At 32.4% G+C, this 14,838-nt stretch carries 12 protein-coding genes; 5 read left to right on the plus strand and 7 right to left on the minus strand.

Annotated features, from left to right (window positions below):
- Positions 1–32: 32 nt before the first annotated feature.
- The 6 genes from MHM83_RS12655 to MHM83_RS12680 form a co-directional block, all read right to left on the minus strand.
- Positions 33–1,340 (minus strand): DUF819 family protein, encoded by a 1,308-nt coding sequence (locus MHM83_RS12655; protein ID WP_239180100.1) that lies wholly within the window; start codon positions 1,338–1,340, stop codon positions 33–35.
- Between the two features lie 42 nt (positions 1,341–1,382).
- Positions 1,383–2,042 (minus strand): DUF2490 domain-containing protein, encoded by a 660-nt coding sequence (locus MHM83_RS12660; protein ID WP_073184598.1) that lies wholly within the window; start codon positions 2,040–2,042, stop codon positions 1,383–1,385.
- Positions 2,043–2,182: 140 nt separating this feature from the next.
- Positions 2,183–4,102: a S9 family peptidase gene (locus MHM83_RS12665; protein ID WP_239180102.1), complete on the minus strand. Its 1,920-nt coding sequence runs from the start codon at positions 4,100–4,102 to the stop codon at positions 2,183–2,185.
- A 45-nt stretch (positions 4,103–4,147) separates the two neighbouring features.
- Complete coding sequence (locus MHM83_RS12670) at positions 4,148–7,342, minus strand: VPS10 domain-containing protein (protein ID WP_239180104.1); 3,195 nt, start codon at positions 7,340–7,342, stop codon at positions 4,148–4,150.
- A 96-nt stretch (positions 7,343–7,438) separates the two neighbouring features.
- Positions 7,439–7,606 (minus strand): Arc family DNA-binding protein, encoded by a 168-nt coding sequence (locus tag MHM83_RS12675; RefSeq protein ID WP_073184483.1) that lies wholly within the window; start codon positions 7,604–7,606, stop codon positions 7,439–7,441.
- Between the two features lie 159 nt (positions 7,607–7,765).
- Entirely contained in the window at positions 7,766–8,626 is an 861-nt protein-coding gene (locus MHM83_RS12680; protein ID WP_073184482.1) for an SPFH domain-containing protein, read from the minus strand.
- Between the two features lie 122 nt (positions 8,627–8,748).
- On the opposite strand from MHM83_RS12680, the gene MHM83_RS12685 reads away from it, so the two are divergent.
- The 4 genes from MHM83_RS12685 (at position 8,749) to MHM83_RS12700 (ending at position 13,419) form a co-directional block, all read left to right on the plus strand.
- Positions 8,749–9,537 (plus strand): S1/P1 nuclease, encoded by a 789-nt coding sequence (locus MHM83_RS12685; protein WP_047790129.1) that lies wholly within the window; start codon positions 8,749–8,751, stop codon positions 9,535–9,537.
- Between the two features lie 129 nt (positions 9,538–9,666).
- Positions 9,667–10,179, plus strand: coding sequence for a TlpA disulfide reductase family protein (locus MHM83_RS12690; protein ID WP_239180106.1), 513 nt, complete (start codon positions 9,667–9,669; stop codon positions 10,177–10,179).
- 6 nt (positions 10,180–10,185) lie between these two features.
- A complete protein-coding gene (locus MHM83_RS12695; protein WP_239180108.1) occupies positions 10,186–10,806 on the plus strand; it encodes a thioredoxin family protein in 621 nt (206 codons plus the stop codon).
- Between the two features lie 114 nt (positions 10,807–10,920).
- Entirely contained in the window at positions 10,921–13,419 is a 2,499-nt protein-coding gene (locus tag MHM83_RS12700; protein WP_239180110.1) for a M14 family metallopeptidase, read from the plus strand.
- Between the two features lie 84 nt (positions 13,420–13,503).
- On the opposite strand, the gene MHM83_RS12705 is transcribed toward MHM83_RS12700, so the two are convergent.
- Entirely contained in the window at positions 13,504–14,409 is a 906-nt protein-coding gene (locus MHM83_RS12705; RefSeq protein ID WP_239180112.1) for a hypothetical protein, read from the minus strand.
- A 265-nt stretch (positions 14,410–14,674) separates the two neighbouring features.
- On the opposite strand from MHM83_RS12705, the gene MHM83_RS12710 reads away from it, so the two are divergent.
- On the plus strand, positions 14,675–14,830 hold the full coding sequence (locus tag MHM83_RS12710; RefSeq protein ID WP_073184478.1) for a YqaE/Pmp3 family membrane protein: 156 nt from the start codon (positions 14,675–14,677) through the stop codon (positions 14,828–14,830).
- The last annotated feature ends 8 nt before the right edge of the window (positions 14,831–14,838 follow it).

The following is a 14,838-nucleotide window of genomic DNA, read 5'->3' on the forward strand; positions in this document are numbered from 1 at the left end:
AAATTTGTCTGTTGCAAATATGCAGATTTCTCCTAAACTTTTGAGGCTATTTCCATTAAAATTGTACATAGGATTGCGCCTACGGTACCGATAGCGTACCCGAAAACAGCTAATAAAACACCTACAGTTGCTAAAGAAGGGTGAAAAGCTTGTGCTACAATTGGAGCAGAAGCAGCTCCACCAACATTTGCCTGACTTCCTACTGCTAAGAAGAAATATGGAGCGCGAATTAATTTAGCTACTAAGATTAATAATCCAGCATGAATTGCCATCCATACCAAACCAATAAAAATTAAATTGAAATTATCAAAAATTAGCGTTAAGTCCATTTTCATACCAATAGTTGCTACTAGTACGTAAATAAAAATACTTCCTAATTTACTAGCTCCAGCGCCTTCATAATTTTTAGCTTTCGTAAAAGATAAAACAACAGCAACAATTGTTGATATACTAATTAACCAGAAAAAGCTTGATCCTAAGAAAGAGAAAATGTTTTTTGTAGTTTGAGATTCCATAGTTGCTGTTAACGAAGCAAAAACGTCACTTAAATACGCTCCTGCAAAATGACCAAAACCAACAGTACCAAAAGCAATGGCAAGCATAATTATAAAGTCGGTTAAAGTAGGAGTTCTTTTTACACTTTGTGTAAAGTTAGAAACTCTTTGTTTTAAATCTTCAATAGCTGAAGTATCAGCTTTTAACCATTTATCTATTTTGTCTTTTTTACCAATTCCAATTAAAATGATAGCCATCCAAATATTAGCTACTACGATATCAACAAACACCATTCCTCCATATTTAGCTGGATTGTATTGATAAATTTCTAGCATAGCAGTTTGGTTAGCTCCACCACCAATCCAACTACCAGCTAAGGTAGAAAGTCCTCTCCAAACAGCATCAAATCCAGCTCCTCCTACTGTTTCTGGTGAAACAGTAGAAATTAATAAAATGGCAATTGGTCCTCCAATAACAATACCAACAGTTCCTGTAAAAAACATGATTAATGCTTTTGAGCCCAAGTTGAAAATAGCTTTTAAGTCAATACTTAATGTCATTAAAACTAAGGCAGCAGGTAATAAAAACCTACTAGAAACATAGTATAGTTGTGATTTGTTTTTTACGACTTCGCCAGCAGCACTGGTAGTTTCCCACTCTGGAGAAATAACTCCCAAAGTAGTAAATATTGCAGGGATAAAATACGCTATGAATAAACCTGGGACTATTTTATAAAACTTAGGCCAAAATCCTGAGGTTTTTGATTCTGTATAAAATACAAAACCTAACGAAATCATTAAAATACCAAATACGATTGCATCGTTTGTAAAAAGAGGTGCTTCCATTTAAAAATAATTTGTCGCTAAAGTATGAAATATTAGTTAGTTCTATTTTCTATGATCTGTACTTATTGCAACTCCTAATTGAATTCTATTAAAGTTACCAACCTCGTTTACATGTATTAGTTGATATCCTGCTTGAAGCTTAACTACGTCAGATACTTTATATTTAAAACCAGCTCCAAACCAGTTTTGATTATAAGCTTCTCCCTCAAAATCTAAAAAGGTTTCATTGTATAGGTATGTAGACCATTTTTCATTGATAGGATGTCCCAATGCAAGTTGATATCGAAAGAAATTACTGGTAGTTGATTTAAAAAAACGTTGTTCACCTCTAAAACGATGTGCCAGGTTTAAACTAGCTATTTTATGATTTACATTTAGGTCTTCATAAATACGATGTTCGTTAAAGTCGCCTGCATTAACATTAAAAGTTTCATCAGTGTTTAAGAAGGCATACCCTATAGTAGCGTTGATATTTTTATTGAACTTATAATTAGCTCCCAAACGCCCGATAAACTGCTGCATGTCATCTCCAACTTCAAAAAAGCGAAAATGTGCCATAGATTTTAAACCAAATTTATCTGAAATTTGGTGTGATCCGTTATACATGTACCAAACCCCTAATTCTTTGGTTGGATCAGGTTGATTTTGTGAAAAACTGTTTAATGAAAGTAAAGAGACAATTAATAAGAATAATTTTCGCATAATAATAGTGTTGTAGTTCTTTGTCATATTAAAAATCTCCCACATAAATAAATATACGGGAGATTTTATGTTGTATTGACAAAAATATAAACTCAATAATTTTTATGAAAAGTTATATTGTTAAAGTTCTTCGAGTTTATTTATAATTGGTCGTTTTTTATAGGTTCTTCTTTCTTTAAGTAGGTGTCTAAAAATTTTAAGATTTTACTATTAGCTTCTATTTGATTTTCCTTTTTAACAAAACCATGCCCTTCATCATCAAACAGCACATATTCTACAGGAACTCCATTTTTCTTAACACCAGCTACAATTTCATCAGATTCTACCTGTAAAACTCTTGGGTCTTTAGCTCCTTGTAATACCATTAATGGTTTGGTTACTTTGTCTGTATGGAATAAAGGAGAAATTCTTTTCAACCTTACTGAGTCTGCAGAGTGTGGATCTCCTAGTTCTTTATATAAAGCCTCTCTAAAAGATTCCCACCAAGATGGAATACTTTTTAAGGTGCGCATCCAGTTTGTAACTCCGTAAATGTTTACACCAACAGCAAATTCTTCTGGAGTGTATGTTAAAGCAGCCATGGTCATATAACCACCGTAAGATCCTCCAATAATACCTATTTTTTCAGCATCAATTTCTGGTTGTTTTGCTAACCAATTTTTCCCTTCTACACAATCTTGCAAATCTTTTTCTCCATGGTTTAAATCATCCATAGTAAAAAAGGTTTTACCGTATCCGCTACTACCTCGATTGTTAACCGCTAAAACAGCATAGCCATGGTTTACTAAATATTGAATTCTAGAACTGAAATTTTGACGTGATTGTCCTCCAGGACCTCCATGAACCCAAACTAAAGCAGGAACTTTAGTATCTTCTGAAGCTTGATGAGGTATATAGTAAATTGCAGGAATAGTTACTCCATCAAAAGAAGGGTAACGAATTACTTTCGCTTTTACTAAATCAGCAGGATTAATTTCTTTATTTAACACATCGGTTAGCTGCGTTTGTTTTTTTGTTTTTAAGTCATACACATATAAGTTTGAAGGAGTGTTAGAACCACCAGCATAAAAACGCATCATACTTTCGTCTCTAGAAAAACCAACGCTAGTAATGCTTTTTCCATCAACATTAGGAAGCTCAATATTTTTACCAGCTTTGACATCATAAACTTCAATGACGTTTTTAGCATCTTCATTAATATATGTTACTCTATAGGTACCATTATTGGTAAAGTAGCTTCCGGAAATATCCCAATCTTTGGCTAATACTTTTTCTGTTTCGTTAGTACTAATTGTATATTTCATTAAGGTAGCGAATTCACCTTCAGCATCTGTTGTATAGTAGAACTCTGTATCATCAATAGAAAAATCAGCAGCAGAATTACCACTCAATGTTAGGTTAATTTTGGTGATTACTTTGGTGGTTCTATCAAACAAAAATAAATCACTATCGTTAGTGTTAACCGTTTTGCTTAGGGCTAGTATGTTTTTATTGTTTGATATTGCTGCTACGTTATAACCTTCTTTATTTTCATAAATCATTTTAGGAGTAAACGTTTCCAAATCCATTTCATAGAGATCCATAAAACGATTGTCTCTTTCGTTTGAAGTGAAAAAGAAACTCTTTTCGTCTTTAGCCCAACCAAAAAAGCCTGCTCTGGCACCTTTAGTAGGTGTTAAATCTTTAATATCACCGTTAAGTTCTCTTAAAAAGATATGATAAATTTCATCTCCATTATTATCCATTCTAAATAACATTCTTTCATCCTTTGGGAAATAAGATGTTGCAAAAACGGAAGAACTATCTGATTTTGTAATAGGTTCAAATTCTCCTCCAGATGTTGAAACGGTGTACATGTTATAGATTCCCGAACGATTACTAGTTACAAGTAACTTAGAATTATCAGGAGAAAAACTTCCACCAAAAACGTTTTCGTTATCCATCATTTGCTCAATAGAATATTTTTTGGGAGCTGTACTGGTTTTAACAGATTCTTTTTTATCCGTTTTACAAGCAATTACCGAAACGGCAATGGCAAGTAATAAGAAATGTTTTTTCATAAGTGTGTGTTTGGGTTATTAATTTCGTTTTTTTGATAGGGTTTGTTATTCTAAGCTAAACTGCTTGGTTTCTTTAAAAGGAGATAAATCTATTTTCTCAACTTCTGCCTTATACTCTTTCCAATCTTTATTAAAGAAAGCATTGGTTTTTTCTAAAGCAGGTTTTAAAGCTTCTTTAAATTGAATAATTAACTGTTTTTCTGTAGAAGTTTGTTCGCCAAATCTACTATTAACATATCTACTAGCAGTTCCTAAACGTTGCATAACATTCATTTCAGGATTTCGTGTAATTCCTTGTCTTTTATCTACCTTTCCTAAATAAACAGCTAAAAGTGTATCTATTTTCTTAATAATATCTTTAGAATCTTTAATTGATTCTTTATAAAGTTTTTTGTCTTTTTTAGATAGTTTTTGGTTGAAACTATTTGCAATATTTTTACTCTCAACTAACTGTTTTACTGCATCAGCTATAATTTTTTGCTGAGCTTCAAGATCTTTGGCTGCTGCATATTTTTGATTTATTGCATTCTGAGAAATATGCAGTCTAGGGTCAAACTTTACAGTAATGTTTTGTTCTGATGTTTGATTACCAAACGTAGCTTTTATGCTGTAGGTTCCAGGTTTTACTCTAACACCTCTAGGTTCTCTTTTTTGTTTCCTGATAGTTCTAGAAGGTCTGGCAACACCTTTTTCACTCATAAACCAAACACCTTTATGGATGCCGTTTTCTTTAGGGGTTTTTCTTTTAAGGGTTCTAATAAGTCTATTACCATCAAACACCTCAAATTTGATAGAATCCCATTTTATGGTATTCTCGTCTTCTTTTTTAATAGAATTTTTGCCTTTTACTTCAGGTTTTTTTGTTGATTTTGGTTTATTCACATAAAATTGAACCAAAGCACCACGACCTCTGTTAGTTCCATTAAACATAGCGTCAGCACCAAATCGGCTACCAGTGGGTTGCTGATAGGCAGCTTGATAGGCTGTTGGCGGAGTGAATAATTCAATATTTTTGGAAAGAATGTTTTTGTCTTCAGCTATTGCTCTTAAAGGACGAATGTCATCTAACACCCAAGCAGCTCTACCAAAAGTACCAATAACTAAATCGTGTTCTCTTGGGTGAATTACTAAATCTTTTACAGGAACAGTAGGGAAGCCTTCCGTCCACTTAGTCCATTTTTTTCCTGCGTTGATAGAAATATATAAACCGTCATCAGTTCCTAAGAATAGTAAATTTGGCTCAATTGGGTCTTCAATAATACATTGTGTAAAGCTTTTTACATCGCTTTCATCAACAATACGTTCCCATGTTACTCCGTAATCTTTTGTTCTGTAAGCATAAGGTTTATAGTTAAAACGACGATAATCGTTGGCAACTAGTAAAGCTTCTCCTTTATTTTTGTTAGATGCTTTTATTTGAGTAACCCAACTATTTTCAGGTAAACCTTTCAGGTTTTTGGCAACATTTGTCCAAGTTGTACCTCCATTTTTAGTAATATGTACTTGTCCATCATCCGTAGCAACCCATAACATATCTTTTTCTAGGGGAGAAGGTTCAATTACTAAGATAGTACAGTGATTTTCTGCTCCGGTAGCGTCCATGGTTAACCCACCACTTTCTGATTGTTTGAGTTTACTTTTATCATTCGTAGTTAAGTCTGGAGAAATTACTTTCCACGTTAAACCTTTATCGGTTGATTTGTGTACAAATTGGCTTCCAAAATATAAAGTGCTGTTATCAAACGGGTCAATATTAATAGCTGCATTCCAATTGAAGCGTAGTTTCAGGTTAGCATCCGGATGTGTAGGACGAACAGTGTAATTATTACCTGTTTTGTAATCGTAACGAGATACATAACCTTGTTGACTCATAGACCAACCATAACGCGAGTCATCTTTGTCTGGAATAACATCAAAACCGTCACCAAAACTAATCTCTTGCCAATATGAATTTCTTATTCCTTGGTCTTTCCATACATAAGCAGGTCCGCGCCAAGAGCCATTATCTTGCATACCGCCATACACATTGTAAGGAAACTCATTATCTACATTAATATGATAAAATTGTGCAACAGGCAAATTCCCAATAAAACGCCAAGTTTTACCTCCATCTTTGGTAACATTCATTCCACCATCGTTTCCATCAATCATGAATTTTCCATTTTTAGGATGAATCCACCAAGCGTGATGGTCTGGGTGAATACCATTATCAACACCATAAGCAGGCATGAGTTGCTTAAAGTTCTTTCCTCCATCAATAGAAACATTTACATAGGTGAAAACAGTGTATAATTTGTGTTCGTTTTGGGGATCTACGTAAATTTCTGAATAATAAAAAGGGCGATTTCCAATGCCTTTTTTATCATTAATTTTTTTCCAAGAAAAACCACCATCTTCACTTTTATATAAAGCGTTTTTCTTTGCTTCTACCAAAGCATAAACAGTGTTTGGGTTAGAGGGAGCGATTGCTACTCCAATTCTCCCCAATTCTCCTTTTGGAAAACCTTCTTTTTCGGTAATTTTTTTCCAGTTTTCTCCACCATCATGGGTAATGTATAAACCACTTCCTTTACCTCCTGATTTAAAAAACCAAGGATCACGTTTGTGTTCCCACATAGCAGCTATTAGCTTGTTTGGATTGAATGGATCCATAATTAAATCTGCAGCACCGGTTTTATTATTATTGAATAAAATTTGTTTCCAAGTTTTACCGCCGTTGGTAGTTTTATACACACCACGTTCTTTATGTTCACCCCAAGGTGATCCAATAGCACCAACGTAAACAATGTCTGGATTGTCTGGATGTATCACTACACGATGTATATGACGTGTTTTTTCTAATCCCATCGATTTCCACGATCTTCCTCCATCAAGAGATTTGAAAATCCCGTAACCACCATTTAAACTATTACGAGGGTTTCCCTCACCTGTTCCTGCCCAAATTACGCTAGGATTGGATTGCTGTATGGCTAAAGCACCAATAGAGGCTGTTACTTCTTTATCAAAAATAGGCTCCCATTTAATGCCTCCTGAAGTAGATTTCCAAATACCTCCAGAAGCTGTACCAACAAACATAATATCAGGATTGGATTCAACAACATCAATGGCCGTGACACGTCCACTCATTCCACCGGGACCAATGTTTCGCGGTTTCATGTTTTTGACTAAATCCATTGAGAATTCTTGAGAAAAAGTAGCGCAAGAGAAGGTTATAAATAGTAGATAAAAAAGGTTTTTCATAAGAGTTAGTTGCTTGTAATTTAAGATTGTACAATGTACAAAATAGAAAACGTCCAATAAAATTGGACGTTTTTTTTAACAAGTTCTTAAGATTTGTTATTCTTCTTCTTTCTTTTTTGGCTCTCTTTTAGCTTCTTTAAGGGCTTGCATAAGCATCCATTCAATCTGTCCATTGGTAGATCGAAATTCATCGGAAGCCCATTTTTCAATGGCTTTTAACATTTCTTCATTAATACGGAGTGCAAAAGCTTTCTTTTTTGCCATGTTGTGTTTTATAATAGTGTTTTTTGAAACGCAAAAATGGTTACAAAAATACAATTTCAAAATTCTTTTAGTTTATAGTAAAGAGCTCATAAAAATTAAGATATATACTATAATAGTGTTTATAATTTGTGCCACGTTAATTGATTTTGTATTGATAACTTAATGGTTTAAAGTACCAGCATTTACCACAGGAGACGCTTCTTTGTCTCCACATAAAATAACTAATAAGTTACTAACCATGGCAGCTTTGCGTTCTTCGTCTAACTCCACAATTTCTTTTTTGTTTAGCTCTTCTAAAGCCATGTCCACCATATCCACCGCACCTTGCACAATTTTATGTCGAGCAGCAACGATGGCTGTAGCTTGTTGACGCTTTAACATGGCACTTGCAATTTCTTGTGCATAGGCTAAATAACCAATTCGTGCTTCTAAAACTTCAATACCTGCAATGGCTAATCGTTCTTCTAACTCTTTTTCTAAAGCTTCACTTACTTCATTTACACTAGAACGTAGTGTAATATCTTCTTCGTGTCCCTCATCTGCGAAATTGTCGTATGGATACATACTAGCTAGTTTTCGTACAGCAGCATCTGTTTGTACACGAACAAAATTCTCATAATTATCAACATCAAAAGCAGCCTTATAGGTTTCGGTAACTCTCCAAACTAAAATAGTACTTATCATTACCGGGTTTCCTAGTTTATCATTAACCTTTAAACGCTCACTATCAAAATTACTAGCTCTTAACGAAACAGTTTTCTTTTTGTATAATGGATTAGCCCAGTATAAACCATTTTGCTTCACAGTACCTACATATTTACCGAAGAATAATAGAACTTTTGAAGAATTAGGGTTTACTAAAATAAAGCCCAATGCTAAAATAAATGCTATTACAGACATTAATATAAATATTGGATTTTCTGTTTTAACGGCTAATGCGATTCCGCCAATAAAAAGAATAAGTACAATAAAAAACATTAGGTACCCATTTGCTGGTTTGATAATTTTTTCTGCCTTCATATTTGCTTTAATTAAATTGATATTAAAATGATATCATAAAGATATAAATTAATTTTTGTTAAATCCAAATTTTTGATGATTATATTTTATAATTTAGCTTCCGATTATAATTTAAACCATTCATGAAAACAAAATTTTTAATAGTACTAGTTGCATTGTTAGTGAGTATTTCATCAATAGCTAATAACGAAGATGTTTGGGGGCCAACAGGTCACAGAGCTACTGGAAAAATTGCAGAAAAACATTTGACTAAGAAAGCTAGAAAGAAAATTGAAAAATTATTACAAGGTGAGAGCTTAGCATTTGTATCTACTTTTGCAGATGAAATAAAATCTGATAGAAAGAAATATGGAAAGTTTTATACTTGGCATTATGTAAACATGCCGTTAGATGCTCGTTATGAAGATACCGAAAAAAATCCGAAAGGAGATATGATTACTGGTATAGAGCAATGTGTAAAAGTGTTAAAGGATGAAAATAGTTCAATTGAAGACAAACGTTTTTACTTAAAAATGCTAGTACACTTGGTAGGTGATTTACATCAACCGATGCATGTTGGGCAAAAAGAAGATTTAGGAGGTAATAAAATTCAGGTTCAGTGGCATGGAAAAGGCTCTAATTTACACAGAGTTTGGGATGAAGATTTAATTAATAAATGGGACATGAGTTATGTTGAATTAGCTGATAATGCAAGAGATTTATCTAAAGAACAAATCAAAGTAATTCAAAAAGGAACTGTTGTAGATTGGTTACATGACACACATAAGATCACTAAAGAAGTATATAAATCTGCTGAAGTAGGAGAGAACTTACGTTACCGTTATTCGTATGTATACTTTCCTGTAGTGAGAGAACAGTTACAAAAAGGAGGTTTACGTTTAGCTAAATTACTGAATGAAATTTTTTGTTAGTACAACAAAATACAGTGATAAAATAAAGAGCTCGGAAATATATTTTCCGAGCTTTTTTCTTGTTAATATTTAGTTAATTCTATCTTTTTAATACGATAAACAGTTAATTTTGAGAGAAATCGTTTTAAAATGCATAGAAGTAAATTCTTACTCATACTTATAATAACCGCTTTTTTTAGTGGAACAACAGCCAAAGCTCAGGTAAAGGACACATCTAAAAAAGTTAAAATTACTACGTTAAATTACGAAGAGTTAAAACCATTTTTACATAAAAGCAATGATAAAACGTATGTAGTTAATTTTTGGGCTACATGGTGTATGCCTTGTGTAAAAGAGTTACCTGCTTTTGAAAAACTTCATAAGAAATATAAAGATAAAAATGTTGAAGTTGTTTTGGTAAGTTTAGATTTTTCTAAGCAAATAGAAACGAATTTGATACCATTTATCAAAAAGAAAAAACTACAATCTAAAATACTTCATTTTGAAGATTCAAATGAGCAGTTTTGGATTAGAGATATTGCAGAAAGCTGGTCAGGTTCAATACCAGCAACCCTAATTTACAATAAGCAAAAAAGAAAATTTTATGAACGAACTTTTAGCTATGTAGAGTTACAAAACGAATTACAAACCTTTTTAAACTAAATAATTATGAAGACAATTAAAATAATATTGATGTTATTGGTGGTGGCATCTATTTCAGCATTTACTAGTAATAACTCTAGAGGTTATAAAGTAGGAGATGAAGCTTCTGATTTTACATTAAAAAATATAGATGATAAAATGGTTTCTTTGGCAGATTATAAAGACGCAAAAGGATTTATTGTTGTGTTTACATGTAATATGTGTCCGTATTCTGTAGCTAATGAAGATAGATTAATTGCTCTAGATAAAAAATATAAAAAGAAAGGCTTTCCTGTCATAGCTATCAACCCAAATGACCCAGAAGTATCAAAAGGAGATAGTTTTGAAGCAATGAAGGTACGTGCCAAAGAAAAAGGATTTACATTTCCTTATCTGTTTGATGAAGGACAAAAAGTATATCCTAAATATGGAGCAACAAGAACCCCACATGTTTATATTTTAAATAAAGTAAATAATAAATTAATTGTAGAATATATTGGAGCTATTGACGATAATTCTCGAGATGAAAACAATGTAAAAGAACGTTTTGTTGAAAATGCTGTAGATGCTTTGATAAAAGGAGAAAAACCAACAAAAACTGATACAAGAGCAATAGGTTGCTCTATTAAAGATAAAAGAAACAAATAATTAACAGTTAAATATTTAAAACTAATAAATCCCGCGGTTTATGCGGGATTTTGTCTATTAGTGCTATTAATTACCTAATTTTATAACCAATCGCAAAATGAAACCAAGAAAATAATGAAGAAATTATTACTATCACTACTGTTTGTTAGTGCAACAGTAACGGCTCAAACTATCGATTTGAATTATTACTTGCCAAAAAATGTTTCATATAACTCCAATATTCCCACTCCAAAATCTGTTTTAGGACATGAAGTAGGAGAGTGGCATGTTACACATGATAAGTTGGTAGAATATATGAAAGCACTTGCGAATGCTTCAGATAGAGTAGTGCTTGAAAACAGAGGAACAACTTATGAAGGAAGGCCTTTAGTATTGCTAACAATTACTTCCTCTAAAAACCATCAAAATTTAGAAGAAATACGAGAAAATCATATAAAAGCAACAAACGATGCTTCTATAGATGTTTCTAATAGTCCAATTGTGGTATACCAAGGGTTTTCAATTCACGGAAATGAAGCAAGTGGTTCAAATGCAGCCTTGGCAGCAGCGTATTATTTAGCAGCAGCAGAAGGGCAAAAAATAGAGGGATTATTAAATAACTCAGTAATACTTTTTGATCCAGCAATGAACCCAGATGGTTTACAACGTTTTGCATATTGGGCAAATACAAATAAGGCAAATAATATTAATCCTGATCCGAATGATAGAGAATATCACGAAGTTTGGCCTGGGGGAAGAACTAATCATTATTGGTTTGATATGAATCGCGATTGGTTACCAGTTCAATTACCTGAGAGTAGAGCTAGAATTAGAACTTTTCACAAGTGGTTACCTAATATTTTAACCGATCACCATGAAATGGGAACAAATTCTACCTTTTTTTTCCAACCAGGAATTCCGAGTAGAACAAATCCGTTAACTCCAAAAATGAATCAGGAGTTAACTAAAGAAATAGCAACCTATCATGCAAAAGCATTCGATAAAATAGGTTCAACCTATTATTCAGAGGAAAGTTTTGATGATTTTTACTACGGAAAAGGGTCAACTTTTCCAGATATTAATGGAGGAATCGGGATTTTGTTTGAACAAGGAAGTTCTCGTGGGCATGCACAAGAAAGTGAAAACGGAGTTTTAACGTTTCCATTTACTATTCGAAATCAGTTTACAGCAGCATTGTCAACACTAGAAGCTGCTAAAAACATGCGAACTAAAATCTTACAGTATCAACAAGGTTTTTATAAAAATTCAAGAAGCTCAGAAACAAACAAAGCGATAGTATTTGGTGATGAAAAAGATGCGACGAAAACAAATCACTTAGCTGAGGTTTTACAACGTCATCAAATAAAACTCCACGAGTTAAAAGAAGATTTTACATCGAATGGAAAACGTTTCAAAAAAGGGTATAGTTATGTCGTACCTATGAACCAAAAAAATCACAGGTTGGTAAAAGCAATGTTTGATGTACGAACTACATTTAAAGATAGTTTGTTTTATGATGTATCTGCTTGGACCTTTAATTATGCATTTGGAGTTGATTATGCTGATAATGTATCATTATCGAAAGCAGGAGCTGAGGTGACTCAATTACAACCAAAACAAGGAACAATTCAACAAAAAAGTAGTGTAGGCTACTTATTTTCTTGGAATGAGTATAGCACACCTAAAGCGTTAAATACGATTTTAGAAAAAGGATTGCGAGCGAAGGTAGCGATGAAAGAGTTTGTAAACGATGGTAATTCGTATGATTACGGAACTATTTTTATTCCAGCTCAAAATCAAAAATTAAATGGAAATGAGTTGTTCGATTTCTTAGGAAAAGTAGCCAATGAAAATTATATTGAAATTAAAGGTGTGTCTACAGGATTAAATGAAGGAATTGATTTAGGAAGTAGAAACTTTGAAGCTGTAAAAAAGCAAAAAGTAGCGATGTTGGTTGGAAAAGGAGTAACAAGTTATGATGCAGGAGAAATTTGGCATTTATTAGATCAACGTTACGACATGAAACTAACAAAGTTAGATACCGATTATGCTTCGAGAGTAAATCTAGATAAGTATACTACGATTATTGTTCCGAATAGTCGCTCTATTGATAAGAATTTAGTAGAGAAACTAAAAGTATGGGTACGTAATGGAGGAGTGCTAATCGGGTATAGAAATACAGTAAATTGGTTGTCTAACAGAGGGTTTATTAATGTAAAGTTTAATAAAGCTAAAATAGATTCTGTAAATAATGTATCATTTGAAAATCGTTCGTTACAATTTGGAGCGCAAGTAATTGGAGGAGCAATTTTTGAAGCAAAGATTGATCGTTCACATCCAATCAATTTTGGATACAAAAATGATAAAATAGCTTTGTTTAGAAATACAAAACAGTTTATTCAACCAGATGCGAAGAGTTTTAACAATCCAATTCAGTATACAAGCAATCCGTTATTGAGTGGTTATATTTCAAAAGAAAATTTAAAGGAATTGAAAAACACCGTTCCATTTAAAGCAGGACGCTTAGGTAGTGGAAGGGTAATCGTTTTTACAGACAATACCAATTTTAGAGGTTTTTGGTTTGGAACGAATAAACTATTGATAAATGCGGTCTTCTTTGGAAAGTTGATGTAGTGGTTTGTGTAGGCTAGGTGGATATAAACTAGTAGTGTAATAGCTGCTTAAAATTAAGCAGCTATTATTTATGTTGATAAAGTATTAATTTTTATACATATGAGTAATATTTAAATAAGTGTTTCTTCTTTTTCCAATTAAATTCAAAGAATCATTTTTTAACTCATATTTAAAACACAGTTCTATGGGTAGCGTATTTTTTCTGGAGTTATAATACTCTCGAATATTACTCTTAGTTTCTTTAAGATTATCTTCTTTAATAGTCAATTTTTTTAAACTATCTTGAATAAAGTTATAGGCTCTATCGGAGTAATGTTTTACTTTTAGCTTTAAATTTTTGTTTTTATCATCGAGTTCTATTTTTCCATAATAGAAATTATCAGATGTATCCCTAACCTTTACTCTATTGTTAAATTCAATATAAAGTTTGTCAATTTTGGTTTTAGTATTTCTTGGGGTAATCTCCCATACTCCAAAAAGCTCGTTTTTAACCATGTATTCTTCTTTGAGGTTATTGATGTGTATATACCCATATAGTATCATACAAGGAATGATTAGAAATTTACCCCAATAAAAAACTTTTAGTTTAGTAGGTATTAATTCAGGAATAAGAGACTCTTTTGAGGTAGATTTTAAAAAGTAGTTTGTCAAGGCTTTCCAATCTGAAAGCAAAAGGAAGAACCCCATGATTGTCAATCTAATTGACATAGGTTTAGCGCCATCAATTTCATAAAAGTAATTTATCAATAAGATATTAACCATGAAACTGAGAAAAAGTATGACTCCAATACGTTCAGTTTTTCTAAATAATAAGAATAAAGCTGATGCTATTTGAACGCCAGCAATGATTAATCCATAAGTTCTAGAATAACCATAATAATGCCAAGTGAGCATTAAACCATTAAAGCTGTTTACATTCTCATCAATGGTTGATGAAAAACCTAAATTAAATTGTGTTTTAAGGATTTTAGCAAATGCATAAGAAAACATTTGAAGGGCAATGTAGTACCTACAAAATACTCTTAATAGATACAAAATATTCTTTTTCGAAAATGTCAATTTTTTTGAATTTAAATTTAAATAATTCTCAAATATATTGACATTCCTATATCACAGCAAATAATTTCCTTTTAAAGCAGTTTGCATGCATTAGCAGAATATATTAGTTAGATTAAGTAAACTTATATGTTTTTAACACAAGTGTAACAAAATTCTAATTAACTCGTCTTTTAAGTATACTAACTAAAAAAGTACTATGAGTTTATTAAGAGTTTTATTAGCAATATTTTTTCCACCGTTGGCAGTGATAGGTAAAGGTTGTGGATCAATTATAATAGTGTTTTTATTAACACTTTGTGGATGGGTCCCAGGAGTTATAGCAGCGCTAATTATATTAAACAATCCAAATTAGTTTTGTGT

It is taken from the genome of Tenacibaculum sp. Mcav3-52 (genome assembly GCF_022347665.1).
In the GTDB taxonomy this organism is placed as follows: Bacteria; Bacteroidota; Bacteroidia; order Flavobacteriales; family Flavobacteriaceae; genus Polaribacter; species Polaribacter mesophilus.

What these genes read in the sequence shown, in the direction of transcription:
- MHM83_RS12655 (WP_239180100.1), bottom strand. Translation starts at nt 1,340, where the DNA reads ATGGAAGCACCTCTTTTTACAAACGATGCAATCGTATTTGGTATTTTA.
- MHM83_RS12660 (WP_073184598.1), bottom strand. Translation starts at nt 2,042, where the DNA reads ATGCGAAAATTATTCTTATTAATTGTCTCTTTACTTTCATTAAACAGT.
- MHM83_RS12665 (WP_239180102.1), bottom strand. Translation starts at nt 4,102, where the DNA reads ATGAAAAAACATTTCTTATTACTTGCCATTGCCGTTTCGGTAATTGCT.
- MHM83_RS12670 (WP_239180104.1), bottom strand. Translation starts at nt 7,342, where the DNA reads ATGAAAAACCTTTTTTATCTACTATTTATAACCTTCTCTTGCGCTACT.
- MHM83_RS12675 (WP_073184483.1), bottom strand. Translation starts at nt 7,606, where the DNA reads ATGGCAAAAAAGAAAGCTTTTGCACTCCGTATTAATGAAGAAATGTTA.
- MHM83_RS12680 (WP_073184482.1), bottom strand. Translation starts at nt 8,626, where the DNA reads ATGAAGGCAGAAAAAATTATCAAACCAGCAAATGGGTACCTAATGTTT.
- MHM83_RS12685 (WP_047790129.1), top strand. Translation starts at nt 8,749, where the DNA reads ATGAAAACAAAATTTTTAATAGTACTAGTTGCATTGTTAGTGAGTATT.
- MHM83_RS12690 (WP_239180106.1), top strand. Translation starts at nt 9,667, where the DNA reads ATGCATAGAAGTAAATTCTTACTCATACTTATAATAACCGCTTTTTTT.
- MHM83_RS12695 (WP_239180108.1), top strand. Translation starts at nt 10,186, where the DNA reads ATGAAGACAATTAAAATAATATTGATGTTATTGGTGGTGGCATCTATT.
- MHM83_RS12700 (WP_239180110.1), top strand. Translation starts at nt 10,921, where the DNA reads ATGAAGAAATTATTACTATCACTACTGTTTGTTAGTGCAACAGTAACG.
- MHM83_RS12705 (WP_239180112.1), bottom strand. Translation starts at nt 14,409, where the DNA reads ATGTTTTCTTATGCATTTGCTAAAATCCTTAAAACACAATTTAATTTA.
- MHM83_RS12710 (WP_073184478.1), top strand. Translation starts at nt 14,675, where the DNA reads ATGAGTTTATTAAGAGTTTTATTAGCAATATTTTTTCCACCGTTGGCA.